The sequence below is a fragment of the Sphingobium amiense genome, assembly GCF_003967075.1.
Classification (GTDB): domain Bacteria; phylum Pseudomonadota; class Alphaproteobacteria; order Sphingomonadales; family Sphingomonadaceae; genus Sphingobium; species Sphingobium amiense.
This window is the reverse complement of the sequence record NZ_AP018667.1, coordinates 13,181-32,277: the sequence shown is the minus strand read 5'-3', so window position 1 is coordinate 32,277 and position 19,097 is coordinate 13,181. Positions and strand designations below refer to the sequence as shown.

Below are 19,097 nucleotides of genomic sequence, written 5' to 3'. Positions count from 1 at the left end.
AGGGGCTCAGGCCGCCTCGGTCTGGCAGATCTCGCCCCACTTCTGGACTGTCACTGCGCCCTCGATGGACTGGAACAGCATCGCTGCAGGCTGCTCGGCGTAGAAACGGTAAGCCGCGCCGACCGGCAGCAGTGCCATGTGCCCGCGCCGAAGAACGATACGGCCCATCTTGCGACCTTCGGGAAGTGCCTCACCGATCGCTACGGCGCCTTCGCTATCGGGATCGACATAAGCGTCGGAATTGTCGAGCTTGAGCAGATGGACTTCGATCTGCCCGTCCATGGCGAGTACGAATTCGTCGTGAGCGCAGCTGAACCAGCCCGACGTGCCTTCCGCACGAGCGGATTCGATAACGTATTCAAAATTCTTGCCTACGGCGACCCTCTCGTAGGGCGCGGCATTGGCAGCGACTTCAAAGACGTTGGAGAAAACGTAGTTGCGGGGATCGTCATCGATGATCTCGACACCGCCCTTGCGATAGTCGGTCAAAGCGCCGAATTCGGTGACCACGTCGGCCATCTATCTCTTCCTCTCGTGAATTGTCGGAAACCCTAGGTTCCTTCGATACGACGATAGGTAGGTGAGCAACCGGGTCACGCCCTGCACAAAGGTAGCGTTGTTCTGCACGTTTCAGGAGCGCTGCGACGAACCGGTCGGACGTTCAGGTACTGCGCAGCGCCGCCGGTATTAGACGGCGCCATGACGCGATCGAGCCGGCTGCCGTCACGAGCCGGCAGGTCCTGGCTAAAGCCTAGACTGGAATGCGCAAGGAGACGCTCAGAGGCGCAGCGCGCGCCGGTATGCGGCCGGGGTTGTGCCCTGCTGGCGGCCAAACAGGCGGGTCAGATGTTCCTGATGGCTGAAGCCGCAGCGATATGCGATTTCTGCGATCGGCAGATCGCCGGCCAGCAGATGGCGTGCGCGTGATACTCTCATCTCGATGAGGTACTGGTGCGGTGCCTTGCCCGTGGATCGCTTGAACTGACGGGCGAAATGAATCGGGCTGAGGCCCACTGCTTCGGCCAGATCGTCGATGCTCAGCGACTCTTCCATGCGCTCCTCGATCACGTCGTGAACCGCTTCAAGCTGCCGCTGGTTCAGGCCGGTGATCCGGGGCAACTCTGCCTGAAGACCGCAAGAATGGTGCCGCACGATCTGGGCCGCCAGCAGTCGAGCAACGCCGTCGGCAAAGAAATCGGATTGGTTATCGGCCATCATGCCGCAGACCATGCGGCCCATCTGCTCGATCAGCGGATCGCGCTCGCCGAACCGGGGAAGAAACTCGACCTTCTCCGGATCGCCCTTGCACAATTCCTGCGCGGCCGCCCGAATAAGGCTCCGACGGATGTAGAGGTGTATGGTTTCCAGAGGCGCCGTCAGCGATACCCCGAAATCCTGATTGGGAGGAAGCACGAACAGGCCGCCTGGAGCTATCCTTTGCTTCTCCTGTTCGCCGCTGAGATTGCGTTCGACACGCACTGGACCAGACAAGTGCACGATAATCAGATGGTCGTCGCGGCCTTCGAAGCGATCGCTGTAGGGCCGTTCGAATTGATGCGAGGCGTAAAGAGAGCGCCAGCCCAGCGTATCGCTCGACTGCACAATCTGATGCTCAGGGCGCATCAGAATTCCATGTGTTTCCGTGACCTTGAAGGCGTCTGCGGAACCAGCTCGCATTGAAAACTCTCCCAGACGCCTGCTTCGGCGTTTCTTCGTCTTACCACTAGATCGGGCAGGATTGCACGACTCAGTTGACGGCCTATAGCACCCTTTATAAATTGAACGATAAACATACTCAATACACGATAATCGTTCAACGGAGGCGATGTATGCCGAGAAAGATATTCGACGACCCCAGAGCGGCGCTGGAAGGTCTGCTGTTCGATGGCATGACAATCATGTCAGGAGGCTTTGGGCTATCGGGTAACCCGGAAAGCCTGATTCCGGAGATCAGGAGCGCGGGGGTTAAGGGTCTCACAGTCATATCCAACAACGCCGGCGCCGATGGCTTTGGCTTGTGGGCGCTGCTGGAAAGCCGCCAGGTGCGTAAGATGATCTCATCGTACGTCGGAGAGAACAAACTGTTCGAGCAGCAGTATCTTTCGGGCGAGCTTGAGCTGGAGCTCAATCCTCAAGGTACGCTTGCAGAGCGCATCCGCGCGGGCGGTGCCGGAATTCCGGCGTTCTACACTGCAACCGGCGTCGGCACCGTCGTGGCGGAGGGCAAGCCAGTCGAGGAATTTGACGGCAAGGCTTACGTGCGTGAAACCTGGCTGCGCGCTGATCTGGCGATCATCAAAGCCTGGCGCGCGGACCCGTCCGGCAACCTTATGTTCCGCAAGACCGCGCGCAATTTCAATCCGAACATGGCGACCGCTGCGAAAGTGACGGTGGTTGAAGTGGAGGAGATCGTCGAGCCCGGCACGTTCGATCCCGATACGATCCACACGCCCGGCATCTACGTCGATCGGATCGTTCTATCCACCATCAACGAAAAGCGCATCGAAAAGCTGACGACGCGCGAGCGGGAGAGCGCATGATGACGCAGAACACGAGTGGCTGGAGCCGTGAACAGATGGCCGAGCGCGCTGCGCGAGAGCTTGAGGATGGTTACTACGTCAATCTAGGCATCGGCATACCCACTCTGGTCGCCAACTATGTGCCCCATGACATCGAAGTCACCTTGCAGTCGGAGAACGGCATGTTGGGCATGGGCCCCTTCCCTTATGCCGACGAAGTTGATCCGGACCTCATCAATGCCGGCAAACAGACCATCACGCAATTGCCCACCTCCAGCTTCTTTTCCTCCGCAGACAGCTTCGCGATGATCCGGGGAGGCCATATCGATCTTACCGTTCTTGGCGCCATGGAAGTCTCTGCCAGCGGTGACATCGCCAACTGGACGATCCCGGGCAAGATGGTGAAGGGAATGGGAGGCGCAATGGACCTGGTCGCCGGCGTCAAGCGTGTGGTCGTGGTGATGGAGCACTGCAACAAGCACGGTGCTCCCAAGATCCTGGAGGAGTGCTCGCTGCCGCTTACCGGCCAGAACGTAGTGGACCTGATCGTCACCGACTTGTGCGTGTTGGCCTGCGACAAAGTAGCAGGCGGCCTGACGCTGGTGGAACTGGCGCCAGGCATTACCGCGGAGCAGGTCGTCTCCAGCACCGCAGCAGCCGTCGATATCTCGGCCTTTGAAGCGGAGGCGGCCTAATGGCACACGCTTTCCTATGCGACGCGGTCCGCACACCGATCGGACGGTTCGGCGGGGCACTTGCTCCGGTGCGAGCGGACGATCTGGCGGCAATTCCGATCAAGGCCTTGCTGGAGCGCAATTCCGGGCTTGATCCTGCCGCCATCGAGGAGGTGTTTTTGGGCTCGGCCAACCAGGCGGGCGAGGACAACCGCAATGTCGCGCGTATGGCGGCGTTGCTGTCGGGCTTGCCCACCAACGTGCCCGGCACCACGCTCAACCGCCTCTGCGCCAGCGGTGCCGACGCGGTGGGCACCGCGGCACGCGCCGTCGTCTCAGGCCAGATCGACCTGGCCATCGCGGGCGGAGTCGAAAGCATGACCCGCGCGCCGCTCGTCATGGGCAAGGCCGAGAAGGCCTGGTCCCGTACACCAAGTATTGAGGATACGACGATTGGCTGGCGCTTTGTCAATCCGGCCATGAAGGCGCTCTACGGCGTTGATTCCATGCCGGAAACAGGCGAGAACGTAGCACGAGACTATGGCGTCAGCCGCGCCGATCAGGACTTCTTTGCCCTCCGCAGCCAGCAGCGCGCGGCGGTGTCACAGGCAAACGGCTTCTTCGCGGAAGAGATCGTTCCGGTCACGATCACCGGTCGGAAGGGCAATGTTATCGTCGATCGCGATGAGCATCCGCGTCCCGAAACTACCGCGGAAGCGCTGGCGAAGCTTAAGCCGATTGTACATACCGATGGGACTGTCACGGCAGGCAATGCCTCAGGCGTGAATGACGGTGCGGCTGCGATGCTCATCGCTAGTGAGGCGGCGTTGAAGGCGCACGGCCTAACGCCGCGCGCACGGGTACTCGGCATGGCGACCGCTGGCGTCGAACCGCGTGTGATGGGTATCGGCCCGGTTCCCGCCAGCAGGAAGCTACTTGCTCGGTTAGGCCTGACGATTGACGACTTCGATCTTATCGAGATCAACGAGGCGTTCGCCAGCCAGGTCATCGCTTCGATGCGCGAACTTGGCGTTGATCCTGGGGATGAGCGTCTGAACCCGAACGGCGGCGCGATCGCACTAGGCCATCCATTAGGTATGTCCGGCGCGCGCCTTGCCCTGACGGCTGCGCATTCGCTGCAGCAATCGGGCGGGAAACGCGCCCTGGTGACAATGTGCATCGGCGTCGGTCAGGGGCTGGCGCTGGCGCTCGAACGTGCCTGATGATCTGGACATCGACTGATTCGCGCTCCATGTCCGCCGATGTCCCAAAAGCGGGGACAGGAGCACGAATGAGCGAACCACATCCCGACTTCATGCAGTCCCTTGCCCGGGGACTGCAGGTACTCGAAGCGTTCCGGGAGTTGGGCGCGGGGCAATCGATCGCTAGTTTGTCGACGCATACCGACCTACCGCGCGGCGTGATTGCGCGATGCCTATATACGCTATCAGAGCTTGGCTACGTCGGAAGGAGAGAACGGCTCTATCACGTTCTTCCCGGCGTCTTGCGTCTCGCCGATGCATTTCTTTCAGATCGATCCCTCTCGGCATTGGCGCAACCGGTGCTGGAGGGGTTGCGCGACGAGCTTGATGAATCCTGTTCTCTCGCCGTCCTCGACGGCGCGGAGATCCTTTACGTCGCGCGTGCGTCACGAAGCCGGATCATGTCTATCGGCCTGCATGTGGGCTCAAGGCTTCCAGCGTGGGTTACATCGATGGGCCGCGTGCTTCTGGCATCGCTCGCGCCGGCTGAACGCGATACCCTGCTGCCGCAAGAACCTCTTCCACGTCTGACCCCCCTAACGCTCGTGGACCGAGCTGCACTGGAGAAGGTCTTGGAAGGCGTCGTCGGCAACGGTTATGCCATCGTCGACCAGGAGCTGGAAATCGGCCTGCGTTCAATCGCAGTGCCGGTATGCAACGAAGCGGGCTGCACGATTGGCGCCCTGAACGTCGGTACCAATGCGCTGGAGCGCAGCCTCCAGGACCTGGAAAAGACCATACTGCCTGCACTGACCAGAGCAGCATCGTCACTGGGCCGCCAGGCTCACCTTTCGGGGTAACGGGCAGGCCGAAGAACGTCTGGGCTACCTCACGTGCCAATCATGCGGATCTTTGCGCTATAGCGCAGAGGCAGCGCACTCGCCCATACAGTCGCAATCACGCCTCCGCCTCGACGAATGATCGTGACGTACCATACCCGTGAACCTGCGATCGTCTCAAGACGTGCAATTGCCAGGACTTCGCTGCCCAGGGCGTGAGCCCGGATCAGATGAGGTGGCGTTGTTCGCGTAGCCCATAGGATCGGTGTCCTCGTGCTCGATCTCGACTAACGGTATGGCCTGACGGTCCTGACGGTCGCTGGGGCAGTCAGGGTGGGGACCGGAAACCAGTAAGCCAAACTATCGCCTGAAAAACCCAATCGACGGCCCGCCAATCGTTCACGAGAAAGGGGAGCGGAGACATCCACTCCCCTGAAATGCGCGGCGACTGACAGGATGCGAGCGTAGCGACAATCAAGATGAGAATCGGTTGTTGGGGTGTCGGTGAAGGGCGGAGGGCGTAGCCCGAAGCCCGTAGCCGAGACCCCAACAACCGATGGCCCTTTAATGGAGGAGCCGCAGATCGTCGGGGCCGACCCAATATTCATTGGCATATCCAGATTGGAGGGAGATGCCGTGAGTGCCGGGTTGCCAAGTCAACGATCATCAAATGAGGCTTTTCATGAAATTGCGACAGACCAACCCGGTCCCGGTGGCTGCGGCGAAGGCCGGGTTCAGCACCGCGACGGGCTACCGGATCGCGAGCGATCCGGTGCTTCCTTCACACCGTAAAGCGCCCCGCGGCCGACGGCGACCTGATCCGTTGGAATCGATCTTCGAGAGCGAGATCGTACCAATGCTGAAGGCGGCACCTGGCTTGCGGGCGGTGGCGATCTTCGAGGAGATGCGCCGTCGCCATCCCGATCTCGATTTTGGGGTTCGCCGCACGATGGAGCGTCGTATCCGTGCCTGGCGGGCCGTTCATGGCCCGGAACAGGAAGTGATCTTCCGCCAGACTCATGAGCCGGGGCGAATGGGCCTTTCGGACTTCACCGACATGAGGAGCCTCAAAGTCACGATCGCGGGTGCGCCCCTCGATCACCTGCTTTACCACTTCCGCCTGGTGTGGTCAGGCTTCGAACATGCCCATGTCATCCTGGGCGGCGAGAGCTATGTCGCATTGGCTGAGGGGCTGCAGAACGCGCTTTGGATGCTGGGCGGCGCGCCGGGCGAACACCGCAGCGACAGTCTGTCGGCCGCGTTTCGCAACCTTGATGCCGATGCCCGTGCGGACTTGACCACACGCTACGACGCCTTGTGCGAACATTATGGCATGACGCCGACCCGCAACAACCGCGGCATCGCACATGAGAATGGCAGCGTCGAAAGCTCCCACGGCCATCTCAAGGCGGCGGTGGAGGATGCGCTGGCGATGCGTGGATCGACCGACTTCGAGGACCTCGCGGCCTATCGCAGGTTCATCGACGAGATCGTTGCCCGAAAGAACCGGCGCAGTGCCGCCCGCATCGACACCGAAAGGGCAACGCTCAAACCGCTACCTGATCGTCGCACCAGCGACTACGAGGAACATATCCTTCCCGTCACCTCGTCCAGCACCTTCGTTCTGCGCAAGGTGTTCTACACGGTGCCGTCACGGTTGATCGGGCATCGACTGCGTGTGCGCCTCTACGATGATCGGCTCGATCTGTTCCTGGGCGGCAGTTATCTCATGACCCGGCCACGCGGTCGCCCGAAAAGCGCTACCGAACATGGCTATGTGGTGGATTACCGTCACGTGATCCATAGCCTCAGGCGTAAGCCGATGGCCCTGCTGCAGCTGACCTATCGCGACCAGTTGTTCCCGCGCGAGGCGTACAGGCTCATGTTCGAACGGCTGCTCGAAGCCATGTCCGAGCGTGACGCTTGCCGTAAGATGGTCGAGTTGCTGTCCATGGCCCATGAACGGGCCTGCGAGGCCGAGCTTGCCGATCTTCTCGCCCAGGACCTTGACGAAGGCCGGCTGCCTGACATCGCCGCGTTGCGAACGCGCTTCTCGCCCGATCCGGCCGCGCTGCCCGAGGTGGTGGTCGAGCTTGGCCCCCTGACCGACTACGATGCCCTGCTGCTGGGAGAGGCCGCATGACCAAGGCCCATAACGTCGATGCCCAGCGCCTGAGCTTCATCCTCAACGAGTTGAGGCTTCCTGCCATCAAGGTGATCTGGCCCGAGTTTACCGAACGTGCCGACAAGGAGGGCTGGCCCGCCACCCGACTGCTCGCTGCACTTACCGAGCATGAAATGGCCGAACGTGACCGGCGTAGGATCGAACGTCATCTGAGCGACGCACGATTACCACCGGGCAAAACGCTCGACAGCTTCGCCTTCGACGCCGTGCCGATGGTCTCGCGGGCGCAGGTCACGGCCATGACCTCGGGCGACGGATGGCTGGAAAAGGGCGCCAATCTCATCCTGTTCGGCCCGCCGGGCGGAGGAAAGAGCCACTTGGCGGCAGCCATCGGCCTGCAACTTGTCCAGAATGGTTGGCGCGTGCTGTTCACCCGCACGTCCGAGCTGGTCCAGAAGCTTCAGCTCGCGCGCCGCGAACTGGCGCTCGAATCCGCCATCGCCAAGCTCGACAAATACCACCTGCTCATCCTGGACGACCTCGCCTATGTCGCCAAGGATCAGGCTGAAACCTCCGTGCTCTTCGAGTTGATCAGCGCACGCTATGAGCGCCGATCCATGCTCATCACGGCCAACCAGCCCTTCGGCGAATGGAACCGGGTCTTCCCGGATCCCGCCATGACGCTCGCGGCCGTCGACCGTCTCGTTCATCACGCCACCATCTTCGAGATGAATGTCGAGAGCTATCGTCGCAGGGCCGCCCTCCAGCGACAGACAGGGGCTGGAAGGACCCCAAAATACGCGACAATCAAATCCATCGAGAAAATGTCGATCAGCGACAATCAGAGCGAAGAATCGCCCTTGCCAGCGACAATCTAACCCGGCACCATGAACCCGCCGCGACAATCTGTTCTCATCCTGATAGTCGCTGACCTCTCACCCAGATCGTCGCGCTATACCTGAAACGGGTATCTGGAAAGTTGATGGATTAATCCGTGATCGCCAGCTTCCTCGGGGCGGTCTCCTTCAGGAAGAACATCAGCAGCACGCCGATCGCCAGTCCGCCAAGGGCCAGGTAGAGCATCGACTGGATGCCGTACGTCGCGATCAGGTAACCGGCTACGACGAGAGCAAGGCCACCACCGAAGACTTCGCCGACGCCGATGATGAGGCCGGCAGCGGTCGAGACCATGCCTGGAGGCGCAGATTCCGCAGCGATTGGGCCAGAAATCAGCGAGAGAAGGCCGAAACTGCAGACGGTAGCGCCGAACAGGGTGCCGAACAGGGGCAGAATTGACGCCCCGGTGTTGATGAACGCGAAGACGAAGATCGCGCCGCCGAGGAAGCCGAGGATCGCCATCGGGCGACGGCCGTAGATGTCCGAGAGCGTGGGAAGAATCCACTGACCGGCAAAGCCGCCGAAGCCGATAGCAGAAGCGGCCGAAGCAGCGGCCCATGCGTCGAGATGCAGGTGTTCGGTCAGGTAGAGCGGTGCGAACGCAGCCAGGGTGAAGATCCCGCACATGGCGCACAGCAGACCCAGCATACCGATGCGGACGTTACGCACTTTGAGTACCTGACCGATCGAGGCGCTGGGCTCGCTGGGCCGATGGGACACGCTGTCCGACTGCGTCGCAGCTGGCGTGCGATCACGAATGCACATCCAGATCAACGCGCTCAGAATAAGGCCAGGCACGGTGACGAGCAGGAACACCCCGCGCCACGTCGTGAAGCTCAGTAGCCATGCGGCAATGAAAGGCCCGAACCCGAGCCCGAACAGGGCGAACATGCTCTGTTGCAGACCTTGGTTGAAGCCGATGCGCGAGGGTTTGGAAGCTTCGGCGACCGCAGCAAAGCTGGTGGGGCAGAAGGCGCCTTCGGCCACGCCCATGACCCCGCGGATCAGCAGCAGGCTCATGAAGCCGCCAGCAAGACCAGACACACCCGATGCCAAAGAAAAGAAGATCAATGATGGGATCAGGACCTTGCGACGGCCGATCCGATCGGAGAGGCTGCCAAGAAACATCGCAGCGGCTCTGTTGCAAACTGATCCGATTTTCGGTGATCTGTCTTGCCGAGAGTGAGGGTGGCGCGATGTCAGGGTTCAAAGGGCGGCATTTTGAGGGTGAGATCGTGCTTTGGGCGGTGCGATGGTACTGCCGGTATGGCATCAGCTACCGGGATCTTGAGCAGATGATGGGCGAACGTGGCGTGAATGTTGACCATTCCACGATCTACCGCTGGGTTCAGAGATACGCCCCGGAGATCGAGAAGCGGCTGCGCTGGCAATGGCGCCGCCCTGCCTCGACGAGTTGGCGGGTCGATGAGACCTATATCAAGGTTCGTGGTGCCTGGACGTATCTGTATCGCGCGGTCGACAAGGACGGGAACACGATCGATTTTTATCTCTCGCCAACGCGGAATACGAAGGCTGCGAAGCGTTTCCTGGGCAAGGCGCTGGGCGGGTTGAAGGACTGGGAGAAACCCGAGATCATCAATACCGATAAGGCGCCGACCTACACCGCCGCCATTGCTGAACTGAAAGCGGAAGGCAAATGTCCCAAGGATACCCAGCATCGCCAGGTGAAGTATCTGAACAACGTCGTTGAGGCTGACCATGGCAAGCTGAAGCAGCTGATCCGGCCGGTGCGGGGTTTCAAGACACTGAAGACGGCGTATGCGACGATCAAAGGCTTCGAGGTGATGCGGGCCCTGCGCAAGGGACAGGCAGCTGCCTTCAATCTCACCCGCGACATTTGCGGCGAGGCGCGGCTGGTCGAGCGTGCCTTCGGCCTCGGCGCTTGCGCCCTCACCGAAGCCATTCAACTCATCGGCAAACGGATGGAACTTGAAGCAGCCTAATGGGCACCGCTCGAACAGCCATGAGACGAACTGCGCCCGTCATCACAGTTTGCAACAGAGCCCAAGCGCGCCCCTTTGCTTGCGCCCCCGATCCCGGCGGGATGTTGCCCTGCAATCCGGCCCCCAAACAGGTCGCTCTGGACCAGACCGTCGCAACCTCGCTCGGAAGACAGCTGACCTTGCAATTCACCTATCGATTCTGAGACGTACTCCGGCTCCACAAGCCCGCGGGCTTGTGGAGCTGTCACCACGTGGTGGGCAGCTAATGCGTCTCGGCGGAGAGTGCTGGGCCAGTGCCGCCCATATCCTGCCGTTGCTTGCGGTAGCTGCCCGGCGACATCCCGCACCAGCGCTTGAAGGCTTTGCCGAAGTTTGCCGGATCGTCGAAGCCGATCGCCGCAGCAATCTCCTTGATCGCCAGCTGATCGTTCTCGAGCATTTCGCGGGCGCGACAAAACAGAAAACGATCGGTAATCTCCTGATAGGTCGTGCCGAGCCGTCCCAGGCGCCTTATGAGGGTTCGCTGCGCGATGTGAAGCTTGTCTGCTACCTCGCTTAAGGTCGGCGTATCCGTCATCCCAGACCCACGTGGCGGAAACGTGCCGGTCAAGCGTCTTAAGAGGGGGCGTTGCGCCCGGCGATCTTGGGGAAGTGCCAGGGCATGAGGGAATCGAGGTCCTTGTTGCTATGACCGTTGGCAAGCTTGGTGAGGGTGGCGGTGAGCCAGGCGAGCGGATCGACGTCCGAGAGTTTGCACGTTTCGAGAAGGCTGGCGAGCACCGCCCAATTGTCTGCCCCGGCATCGCTGCCGGCGAACAACGAGTTGCGGCGCGACAGGGCAATCGGGCGGATGCTTCTTTCGACCGTGTTGGTATCGAGCTCGACGCGGCCGTCGAGCAGGCAATAGGTGAGCTGCTGCCAGTGGTTGAGCATATAGTTGATCGCTTCGGCCATCTTGCCCTTGGCGCTGAACCGGCCGAGGTTCTTCGAGAGATAGTCGCGCAGGTTATCGAACAGCGGCTTCAGTATCAGCTGCCGCCCTTCGAACCGCGCCTCGGGCGAGGTGTCCCTGAGCGTCGCCTCGATCTTGTAGATCGCCGAGAAGCGACGGAGCACCTCGTCGGCAACGGGCTCCTTTTCGCGGAAATCGTAGAACTTGCGCCGCGCGTGAAGCAGGCAGAATGCGAGGGTGACGCCATTGCGGCGCTTGATCTCATTGTAGCCGGCATAGCCGTCCACCTGGAGCACCCCGGCGAAGTCGCCGAGATGGTCGATCGGATGCATGCCGCCGCGGCCGGCGGCGTACATGTAGACGACGGCGGGCGGCGCGAGTCCGCCCCATGGCCGATCGTCGCGGGCATAGGCCCACAGCTGGCCGCTCTTGGTCTTGCCGGTCCCGGGCGCCAGCACGGGCATGCGCGTCTCGTCGGCGAACAGCTTCACCGAACTTCGCAGCTCGGCGAGCAGATGCTGCCTGAGCGGAGTCAGCCACCATCCGACGCGCCCGACCCAGTCGGCGAGCGTTGCCCGGTCGAGATCGATCCCCTGGCGGGCGTAGATCTGGGCTTGCCGGTAAAGCGGAAGGTGATCGGCGTAGCGCGCGACGATGACCTGGGCGACGAGCGCGTCGGTGGGCAGGCCCTGATCGACGATGAAGCTTGGCGCCGGCGCCTGGGTGACGCCGCCCTCGTCGCAGCCGCGGCAGCCATAGCGCGGACGGCGGGTGACCAGCACGCGGAAGATGGTGGGCACGACGTCGAGGCGCTCGGTGACGTCCTCGCCGATGACATGAAGATCGTTGCCGCAGCAGGCACACTGCTTGTCTTCGATGTCGACGACCTGCTCGATACGCTCGAGATGGGCGGGCAGCGCTCCACGGTTGTTGCGGCGGCGGCGCTTTGTCTCGCCGGTCGCGTCAGCCTGGTCGATCAGCGCTTCGAGCCCGGCCTCGGCGCGCGACAAGGCAGCTTCGAGCTCTTCGAGCACGAGCTGGTACTGGTCGGGATCGAGCCGCTCGGCGCTCTGGCCGAAACGGTGGCGCTTGAACTGGTCGAGAATGTCGTTGAGGCGCTTGACCTCATCGCGGGCGGCCGCGAGCGCGTCCTCCATCTCGGCGGCCTTCGCCTCGGCGATGACGGCGGCGTGTTCGGCCGCTTTCGCGGTGGCGAGCGCGATGATCTCGCGCGCCTCAGCTTGGGCCGCAGCGCGGGCGAGCGCCTCGTTCTCGGCGTTGATGCGAACGATCTGCTGGTCGCGTTCGGCCGCCTCGGCGGTCAGCTTCGCGATGGTCGCGAGCAGCGCAACTGGGTCTTTGCAGGAGGCCGTCAGCGGGTCCATGGCAGGCATCGAATCACATGCGTAACGACGCGTCCAGCGCAGTTGACTCGGCCTGTCGCGACTATCTCACGCATCAGCGAAACCCTCGATTTTAGGCGGATTTACGCGCCTTGGCGCGCGGTGCCGACGCCAGTCCATGCCCGAGGTGAGTGCTGCCATCTGCGCCGCCGTGATCGAAAAACTGCCATCGACCGCCGGCGGCCAGGCGAATCCTTCGGCGGCCTCGGCGCGCTTGGTCATCAGCCAGATGCCGGTGCCGTCGAACCACAGAATCTTCAGCCTGTCCTTCCTCTTGGAACGAAAAATATAGGCGACTCCGCGCCACGGATCCTGGCTCAACTCGTGCTGGACCTTGGCCACCAGCGTGTCGATGCCGCAGCGGAAATCGATCGGCTTGGTGTAGATCAGCACCTTGGCGTCGCTGCCCGGCCCGATCATCGCGCCCTCAGCAGCGCTGCGATTACCGAGGCGACCAGCGTCGAACTTGCGCCGTGGGCGACCATCACTGGCACGCCGCGCACTTCCATTGCGACCTGCACCACCGCGTCCGGCAGCAGCCGCGCGTTCGCGGCCTCCGGTTCGAGCAGCACCGCCGGCACCGATGTCGGCTCGATGACCGCCGGCAGGAACATCGCCCTGTCCTCGCGCGCCGCGTCCTCCGCCATCTCGCGCAACTCGCGGCGCCAGGCATATATCTGGGCCGGAAGGACATCGAAACACGCGGCCACCTCCGCCATGCTGCACGCCGGATCGAGCGACAGCTCCACCACCGCGCGCTTCTCTTCCAGCGTCCAGCGCCGTCGGCGCCCGTTCTCCACGCCGCCACTGCCGTCGATCTCTTGCTCCACAGTCACCCCGCCGAATCAAATTACGCGATATGCACGCGGGACACTCAAAGCTCATGGCCATCTACGCCACGTGGGTCTGGGATGACGGATACTTTTTTGGCGGCGGCGTCTATCATCGTGGAGACGGCGAACGTTCGACAATCTGCATGATCGCCCGACTGGCTTCGTGATCGTTCAAAAAACAAACGGGGAGGCGAAATGAACAATCCTTATCGATATGTGCGTGCGAGCGCTTGGGCCGGCGGCCCCTTCATGCTCGCGGCGACCGTCCTGTTCTGGGGTGTGCTGGGCCACAATATACCGCCCTATTCGGCAGGTCTGAGCGCCGACGAAGTGGCACAAAAGATAATCGCCAACGCGACCGAAGTTCGCATCGGCATGGCAATCATGATGCTGCTGGCAATCCTATATTTCGTCTGGGGCGTGGCGGTCGCGAAGGTCATGGAGGTCGTGGAGCGGGAAAACAAGGACAACAACGTCCTATCCACCATGGCGTATTTCAGCTGGGCGCTCACCGTCATGATCTTCATCATGCCCTGCAGCATGTGGCTGACCATTTCGTATCGACCGGAGGTCATGGAACCTCAAACCCTCATGCTCTTGTATGACTGGTCATGGATATTGTTCGACACGTCCTATTCTCTCACAACCCTTGGCATGGTCGCCATGGGCGTGTGCTTGATGTCCGACCGGCGCGAAAAGCCGCTGGTTCCGCGCTGGGTGTGCTGGGTTTCCATCGCCGATGGAGTCGCGTTCCTGCTCCTCTCGCTGATGCCTTTCGTCTACGAAGGGCCTCTGTCACGCAGCGGTTCGCTGAACTATTATGCTCAGTTCTCGGTGTTTTTCTTCTACTGGCTTGTCGTGTCGATTGCGATCGTACGAGCAAGCGGGCGCCTGGTTCGGGAGCATCGCGAGTCCAGCAGCATCCGGACTTGAGCCGCGGCGCGCCTAGGGACATTTGGTTCGAAGAAGGGAACGTTCGTTGTCTGAGACAACTTTACAAGGTTCGGAGGGCAAGTCTGCCCTCCAGACCTACCCCTCGATCTGGGCGTTTATCGTCCTTGACAGCGTCATTTTCGGGGTTTTCTTTCTTGTATTCATGGTCGAGCGGCTGGCGCAGCCGGGCCTTTTTTCGGCTTCCGCCAAGCACCTGGATCCGTGGCTCGGCTTCGTCAATACGTTGATATTGATCAGTGGCAGCCTGCTGGTAGCGCTTGCTGTGAACGCACATCGTAGGGGCCAGGGCGAACGTGTAACCCGACGGCTGCTGGTAGCGGCGATCGCCGTATCCAGCTGCTTCGGCCTGATAAAAATCACCGAATATGCTGAGAAATTCGGGTCGGGCATCACGCTCGTTACGAATGATTTCTTCACGCTGTATTTCGCGCTCACCGGCCTTCACTTCGTTCATTATCTCTTTGGCATGGTCGTTCTGGCCTATCTGGCCTGGGGCACCTCGTCGCGGGAAGCAACAGACCCTCGTTTTGCCATCTGGCTGGAGTCCGGGGGCTTGTTCTGGCACTTCGTTGATCTGTTATGGATCTTCCTGTTCTCAATGCTTTACCTGCTTTGGTAGAGGCTCACTCACATGACACACTCTATACGCCTGACAGGCATTTGGGCGCTGCTCATCGCGGTTTCGCTGGCCAGCTTTCTGATGGCAGAATATCACCATGCCAGAATGTTGGCCGTCGCCGTCGTGATGGCTATCGCCGGCTTCAAGGTGCGCTTGGTGCTGTACCACTTCATGGACCTTGGCACGGTGCCGCCCGGGTTTCGATGGTTCTTCAACTGCTGGGTGATCACCTGCTCCGTGATGATCTTCGGCATATACTGGTATACGGCAAAGATGATTGCCTGAAACGGTCGCAAACTCGGCCACCAGAAGATCCTTTTTATCGCCGGCGTGACGAGGTCGGTAGCAGCTCCAGTGCGCCGTTGGCTTATTGGTGAGAGCCCGAGCGAGCCTGCAAACAGACGACGGGGCGAATGACTATGTATTTTTCTGATGAACCCGATCACATTCAGATGTTGCGCGCAACCCTGCGCCGCTTCATCGAAAAGGAAGCGCCGCGGCCGAAAAGGGAGGAATGGCGGCGAGCGCAAGCGTGGCCGCGCGACGTTTTCGCAAAGCTGTCAGAACTGGGAGTCTGCGCTCTGACGGTTCCGGCGGAGTTTGGCGGCCAGGGGCCGGACTGGTACGCGGCAACGGCCGTGATCGAGGAATTAAGCCGGTGCGGTTCCTTTCTCGCAGGGCCTTATATTCATTGCGCCTTCTATGGTGGAGGCAACGTCGCCGAGAGCGGTTCGCCGGAACAGAAAGCGGTGTTGCTACCGAAAATAGCGGAAGGCAAGGTGCAGTTCGCTTACGGATTCTCCGAACCCGACGTCGGCGGCGATCTCGCATCGGTGCAGACTCGCGCCCATCTGGAGGATGGTGGCGACACGGTGGTCATCAACGGCTCCAAACGCTGGTGCACGGGCGCGGATTGGGCAGATTATATCATCTGCCTCGTGAACTCCGATCCTGAGGGGAGTAAATATCGTAATCTGACCCTGGTGCTGGCGTCACTTCAAGGTTTGTGCGCCAGACAACGATTTGACGGACATTTCGGGAACATCGGTCATGCCACGAGCTTGAGCCGCGCCAGCGGATCGTTCAGCGGCCGAAATTCGCCCGCAGAAATTCGCTTGGCCTGGTCCCAAAGATAATCGCCGGTCAGGCTGATGTGCGCCCAGCCCATTGGCGACAGATGGGCAAGCAGCGCTAGATCAAATTCGATGTCGGTAGCACCGAGATGCTGCACAGCCCGGTCAAGATAGAGCGTGTTCCAATAGGAAATCGCCGCGATCAGCAGATTGAGGCCCGAAGCGCGGTATTCCTGGTTTTCGAGGCTTCGATCCGTAAATCGGCCCTGGCGATTGGTGTAGATGGCCGCTGCCAAAGTATGCCGCGCCTCCCCCTTGTTCAGGCCCGCTTGGCATGCCCGCCGAAGCGTGGGCTGTTCCAGCCAGTCGAGCGCGAACAGCGTGCGCTCGATGCGGCCGAGTTCGGCAAGCGCAAAATCCAGTTTGTTTTGCCGCTTGTAGGCAGCAAGCTTGCGCATGATGACCGAGGGCGCGACAGTGCCATCCTTGATCGACGCCACGACCCGGACGATGTCATCCCAATCGGCTTCGATCGCGGCTGTCTTGATCGTGCGGCCCATCAGACATTCGATGCCCCGATAGGATGATGGTGCCAGAATGGAGCCAAGCTTGCGATCCGCAATGTCGCGCAATCGCGGGACGAATCGGAAGCCCAGTAGGTGGCACAACCCGAACACATGGTCACTGGCACCGCCGGTGTCGGTATAATGTTCGTGCAACGGGAGTTGCCCGGCGCCCAGAACCAGACCATCGAGCACATAGGGCGCTTCCCCGGCTGTTGCGGACATGATCCGCGAGCCGAAGGATGCAAAATGGTCGGAGACATGCGAATATATCTTCACCCCTGGCTCTGCACCGTACTTGGCATTGACCTCGGCGGCGCCCGACCGGCTTCTTCCGGAGCGGAAAAACTGGCCGTCGGACGACGAGCTGGTTCCCGCGCCCCAGTGGCGCGCGAACGGAAGCTGATGATGGGCCGCGACTATCGTCTGGAGTGCGTGGCTGTAATTTTCGGGCGACAGGTACCAATTGTGCGTCCACGCGATCTGAGCATAGGTCACGCCTTCGCTGGCATTGGCCATGCGCTCCAAGCCCAGATTGGTGCCGTCCGCCAGGATCGCCGCGAGCACGGCATTGGGGTTGTCGTGTTCCTTGCCGGATCGCAGCTCGCGAAAGGCTGATAGAAAACCCGTGCGTTCGGCCACTTCGAGCAAAAGCTCGGTTATCCTGACGCGCGGGAGCAGACCATCGAGCCGCCGGTCGAGCGCTTCGGCTTCGGGCGGGCTGATTGGCGGCATTTGCTGGATTTTCAATCGGTCGCGGTCCAAAGACACGCCTTCAAGGTTTCCGCCTTTCAGCTGCTTGGCAAAGCGGCGCAACCGCCAATCGAGCGTTCTACCGCGCCCGGCAAGGTAGGCTTGAGCATCGGTCTCGAAGGCAAGCTGCTCCAGGGCTTTCGCTGTGTCGCGACGGCTGAGCAGATAGGCGTCGAAGCGCTGATAGCTACGGCTGCCCTCGACCCACACATCGCCAGCACGCAACCCGTCGCGCAAAGTCGCAGCAACCGCAATTTCGTAGAGCCGACGGTTGATGCGCCCGCCGCTGGTGATGATCTGCTTCCATTTGCGGTTCGGGAACGGCAGTGGAACACTGTCGGGGAGATGGCGTGCTTTGCGCTGGTTGGCATCCCTGATGACATCGATGGCCTTGATCAACTGCAATCGGCTGCCGGACGCCTTGAACGAGAATGCCTCGAAGAAGGCGGGGCCGAACCGGCGCAGCGTCGCATAGCGTTCGGTCGCCATGACCAAGGCATCCTCGCCGGCGAGGTTGGCCAGCGCGTCGACCTGCGCCTTTGCGGCCACCAGCTTGTGCCAACCCACCATTTCATCGATCAGCTCGAGCGGATCGCCGCCGTGCTGGATCGCTTCATCAAGGGCCGAAATCGTCGCGCCGAACAGTCGCATCAGCTGGCCGACGGACTGGATGCTGTCCTGATAGCGCCTCTCCCGGCCGCGCCGTGCGCGGGTGAACATGCCGCCGATCAGACGATCGAACATCTGGATCGCACCATCGGCAAGCCGGGCTTCAAGATCGATGACGGCTGCCACAAGCGTCGCGCGGCGGCGATTAAGGCTGTAGTCAGAGAGGAGAAAGGCCGGGGCCACGCCGCCTTCGCGAACAAATTGGGCGAAGCGGAATTCGGGGATCTCGGAGCTGACTGCGGGATCGATGCCAATATTGCGCACAAACCGCAACCGCTCCAAGAGGCCATTGATGTTCGCTGTATTCGGCGCTTCATCGTAGGCGCGGAGCCAGGCCAAGGGCGTCATCCCGAAATCGGAATTGTTGACGAGCAGGTCGTCGAGATGCGCCATCTCGGAGGAATCTAGCGTCTCGATGAGTGCGGCTGCGGCCGCTTTGCGCGCGCGAGCCCGTCCGGCAAGTCCGGCCCGCTCCAAGGTATCCGAGGCGGGCAAGATGAAGCGCTTGTCCTTCAGCCCCTCGATCAGTGCGCGAACGATGGGTTCGCCGCGATCTGTGTGTCGCGCGGCGGCTTCCGCCAGTTCCAGCGCGAAAGGAATGTCCATGCGCCGGAAGGGATGAAGCCCCAGGTATCGGGCGACGATCTCGGCATGGTCGTTTCGGGTCTGTGAGCGCTGACCATAGCTGGTGAGCGCTGCCGGATCGACGTGCAGTTGGGCGGCGAGGTAATGCAAAACGGGGGTCGGGACGGCATTGTTTCCCGGCAAGCCGAATCCAAGATGACGCATCAAGGCAATATGGCTTGCGAGGCCAAGCCTGTTCGGCGCGCCGTAGCGCCTGCCGATCACTTCGATGTCTTCGGCGGACAACGTGTAGTTGGCGATGATCGCGATGTCGTCGGTCGGCGGCTCGAATAGGCATCGGCGCTCGTGATCAGTCAGGAGCCGTCGTCTCGCCAATTTGCCCTCCCACCGATTCGTCGCGTCAGATTAACGCGAGGGTCTGCCAATGCGAAGAGGTGCACTGTCCGATAGACGATCCCTTAGCGAACATGTGT

General features: G+C 61.3%; 19 protein-coding genes. 11 read left to right on the top strand and 8 right to left on the bottom strand.

What is annotated here, in order from left to right; all coding sequences use genetic code 11:
- Window positions 1–6: 6 nt before the first annotated feature.
- Both SAMIE_RS22620 and SAMIE_RS22615 read right to left on the bottom strand, forming a co-directional pair.
- Complete coding sequence (locus SAMIE_RS22620) at window positions 7–519, bottom strand: cupin domain-containing protein (protein WP_066703981.1); 513 nt, start codon at window positions 517–519, stop codon at window positions 7–9.
- Between the two features lie 258 nt (window positions 520–777).
- Window positions 778–1,677, bottom strand: coding sequence for a helix-turn-helix domain-containing protein (locus tag SAMIE_RS22615; RefSeq protein ID WP_066521089.1), 900 nt, complete (start codon window positions 1,675–1,677; stop codon window positions 778–780).
- 152 nt (window positions 1,678–1,829) lie between these two features.
- On the opposite strand from SAMIE_RS22615, the gene SAMIE_RS22610 reads away from it, so the two are divergent.
- From SAMIE_RS22610 to istB, 6 genes are all read left to right on the top strand, one after another.
- A complete protein-coding gene (locus tag SAMIE_RS22610; protein WP_066521087.1) occupies window positions 1,830–2,540 on the top strand; it encodes a CoA transferase subunit A in 711 nt (236 codons plus the stop codon).
- On the top strand, window positions 2,537–3,214 hold the full coding sequence (locus SAMIE_RS22605; protein ID WP_217998389.1) for a 3-oxoacid CoA-transferase subunit B: 678 nt from the start codon (window positions 2,537–2,539) through the stop codon (window positions 3,212–3,214). Before SAMIE_RS22610 ends, SAMIE_RS22605 begins: the two co-directional genes overlap by 4 nt.
- Entirely contained in the window at window positions 3,214–4,416 is a 1,203-nt protein-coding gene (gene pcaF / locus SAMIE_RS22600) for a 3-oxoadipyl-CoA thiolase (protein ID WP_066521085.1), read from the top strand. The genes SAMIE_RS22605 and pcaF overlap by 1 nt, the downstream gene beginning before the upstream one ends.
- A 68-nt stretch (window positions 4,417–4,484) precedes the next feature.
- Window positions 4,485–5,255 carry an IclR family transcriptional regulator domain-containing protein gene (locus SAMIE_RS22595; RefSeq protein ID WP_066521082.1) on the top strand — a complete coding sequence of 257 codons (771 nt, stop codon included), beginning with the start codon at window positions 4,485–4,487 and terminating at the stop codon, window positions 5,253–5,255.
- A 619-nt stretch (window positions 5,256–5,874) separates the two neighbouring features.
- On the top strand, window positions 5,875–7,377 hold the full coding sequence (gene istA / locus SAMIE_RS22590) for an IS21 family transposase (protein ID WP_011950689.1): 1,503 nt from the start codon (window positions 5,875–5,877) through the stop codon (window positions 7,375–7,377).
- Entirely contained in the window at window positions 7,374–8,237 is an 864-nt protein-coding gene (gene istB / locus SAMIE_RS22585) for an IS21-like element helper ATPase IstB (protein ID WP_004211466.1), read from the top strand. Before istA ends, istB begins: the two co-directional genes overlap by 4 nt.
- A gap of 109 nt (window positions 8,238–8,346) precedes the next feature.
- Here the strand turns inward: istB and SAMIE_RS22580 are convergent, their stop codons facing one another.
- Window positions 8,347–9,384 carry an MFS transporter gene (locus SAMIE_RS22580; protein ID WP_066521073.1) on the bottom strand — a complete coding sequence of 346 codons (1,038 nt, stop codon included), beginning with the start codon at window positions 9,382–9,384 and terminating at the stop codon, window positions 8,347–8,349.
- A gap of 68 nt (window positions 9,385–9,452) precedes the next feature.
- On the opposite strand from SAMIE_RS22580, the gene SAMIE_RS22575 reads away from it, so the two are divergent.
- Window positions 9,453–10,220 carry an IS6 family transposase gene (locus SAMIE_RS22575; protein ID WP_066521070.1) on the top strand — a complete coding sequence of 256 codons (768 nt, stop codon included), beginning with the start codon at window positions 9,453–9,455 and terminating at the stop codon, window positions 10,218–10,220.
- Window positions 10,221–10,482: 262 nt separating this feature from the next.
- Here SAMIE_RS22575 and SAMIE_RS22570 read toward each other — a convergent pair whose 3' ends face one another.
- The 4 genes from SAMIE_RS22570 to SAMIE_RS22555 form a co-directional block, all read right to left on the bottom strand.
- Window positions 10,483–10,797 carry a helix-turn-helix domain-containing protein gene (locus tag SAMIE_RS22570; protein ID WP_096362254.1) on the bottom strand — a complete coding sequence of 105 codons (315 nt, stop codon included), beginning with the start codon at window positions 10,795–10,797 and terminating at the stop codon, window positions 10,483–10,485.
- A gap of 38 nt (window positions 10,798–10,835) precedes the next feature.
- Window positions 10,836–12,329: an IS66 family transposase gene (tnpC, locus tag SAMIE_RS22565; RefSeq protein WP_066522435.1), complete on the bottom strand. Its 1,494-nt coding sequence runs from the start codon at window positions 12,327–12,329 to the stop codon at window positions 10,836–10,838.
- A gap of 294 nt (window positions 12,330–12,623) precedes the next feature.
- Entirely contained in the window at window positions 12,624–12,995 is a 372-nt protein-coding gene (tnpB, locus tag SAMIE_RS22560) for an IS66 family insertion sequence element accessory protein TnpB (protein ID WP_062346440.1), read from the bottom strand.
- The gene (locus SAMIE_RS22555; RefSeq protein WP_062346444.1) at window positions 12,992–13,405 is read right to left on the bottom strand and encodes a transposase; all 414 of its coding nucleotides are present in this window, start codon (window positions 13,403–13,405) and stop codon (window positions 12,992–12,994) included. The genes tnpB and SAMIE_RS22555 overlap by 4 nt, the downstream gene beginning before the upstream one ends.
- A gap of 252 nt (window positions 13,406–13,657) precedes the next feature.
- Between SAMIE_RS22555 and SAMIE_RS22550 the strand changes: the two genes are divergently transcribed.
- The 4 genes from SAMIE_RS22550 to SAMIE_RS22535 all read left to right on the top strand — a co-directional run bounded on the left by SAMIE_RS22550 (window position 13,658) and on the right by SAMIE_RS22535 (window position 16,117).
- The gene (locus tag SAMIE_RS22550; protein ID WP_126516953.1) at window positions 13,658–14,341 is read left to right on the top strand and encodes a hypothetical protein; all 684 of its coding nucleotides are present in this window, start codon (window positions 13,658–13,660) and stop codon (window positions 14,339–14,341) included.
- 46 nt (window positions 14,342–14,387) lie between these two features.
- Window positions 14,388–14,981, top strand: a complete 594-nt coding sequence (locus SAMIE_RS22545; RefSeq protein ID WP_066522074.1) for a cytochrome c oxidase subunit 3 — start codon at window positions 14,388–14,390, stop codon at window positions 14,979–14,981.
- Window positions 14,982–14,993: 12 nt separating this feature from the next.
- Window positions 14,994–15,266, top strand: a complete 273-nt coding sequence (locus SAMIE_RS22540) for a cytochrome C oxidase subunit IV family protein (protein ID WP_066522072.1) — start codon at window positions 14,994–14,996, stop codon at window positions 15,264–15,266.
- A 134-nt stretch (window positions 15,267–15,400) separates the two neighbouring features.
- A complete protein-coding gene (locus SAMIE_RS22535) occupies window positions 15,401–16,117 on the top strand; it encodes an acyl-CoA dehydrogenase family protein (protein WP_232037501.1) in 717 nt (238 codons plus the stop codon).
- Here SAMIE_RS22535 and SAMIE_RS22530 read toward each other — a convergent pair.
- Entirely contained in the window at window positions 16,030–18,999 is a 2,970-nt protein-coding gene (locus tag SAMIE_RS22530) for a Tn3 family transposase (protein WP_066704273.1), read from the bottom strand. The genes SAMIE_RS22535 and SAMIE_RS22530 overlap by 88 nt on opposite strands.
- Window positions 19,000–19,097: the final 98 nt, after the last annotated feature.

Bases quoted from the DNA above. Each gene is read 5' to 3' on its own strand.
- SAMIE_RS22620 (WP_066703981.1), bottom strand. From the start codon at position 519: ATGGCCGACGTGGTCACCGAATTCGGCGCTTTGACCGACTATCGCAAG.
- SAMIE_RS22615 (WP_066521089.1), bottom strand. From the start codon at position 1,677: ATGCGAGCTGGTTCCGCAGACGCCTTCAAGGTCACGGAAACACATGGA.
- SAMIE_RS22610 (WP_066521087.1), top strand. From the start codon at position 1,830: ATGCCGAGAAAGATATTCGACGACCCCAGAGCGGCGCTGGAAGGTCTG.
- SAMIE_RS22605 (WP_217998389.1), top strand. From the start codon at position 2,537: ATGATGACGCAGAACACGAGTGGCTGGAGCCGTGAACAGATGGCCGAG.
- pcaF (WP_066521085.1), top strand. From the start codon at position 3,214: ATGGCACACGCTTTCCTATGCGACGCGGTCCGCACACCGATCGGACGG.
- SAMIE_RS22595 (WP_066521082.1), top strand. From the start codon at position 4,485: ATGAGCGAACCACATCCCGACTTCATGCAGTCCCTTGCCCGGGGACTG.
- istB (WP_004211466.1), top strand. From the start codon at position 7,374: ATGACCAAGGCCCATAACGTCGATGCCCAGCGCCTGAGCTTCATCCTC.
- SAMIE_RS22580 (WP_066521073.1), bottom strand. From the start codon at position 9,384: ATGTTTCTTGGCAGCCTCTCCGATCGGATCGGCCGTCGCAAGGTCCTG.
- SAMIE_RS22575 (WP_066521070.1), top strand. From the start codon at position 9,453: ATGTCAGGGTTCAAAGGGCGGCATTTTGAGGGTGAGATCGTGCTTTGG.
- SAMIE_RS22570 (WP_096362254.1), bottom strand. From the start codon at position 10,797: ATGACGGATACGCCGACCTTAAGCGAGGTAGCAGACAAGCTTCACATC.
- tnpC (WP_066522435.1), bottom strand. From the start codon at position 12,329: ATGGAGGACGCGCTCGCGGCCGCCCGCGATGAGGTCAAGCGCCTCAAC.
- tnpB (WP_062346440.1), bottom strand. From the start codon at position 12,995: ATGATCGGGCCGGGCAGCGACGCCAAGGTGCTGATCTACACCAAGCCG.
- SAMIE_RS22550 (WP_126516953.1), top strand. From the start codon at position 13,658: ATGCTCGCGGCGACCGTCCTGTTCTGGGGTGTGCTGGGCCACAATATA.
- SAMIE_RS22540 (WP_066522072.1), top strand. From the start codon at position 14,994: ATGACACACTCTATACGCCTGACAGGCATTTGGGCGCTGCTCATCGCG.
- SAMIE_RS22535 (WP_232037501.1), top strand. From the start codon at position 15,401: ATGTATTTTTCTGATGAACCCGATCACATTCAGATGTTGCGCGCAACC.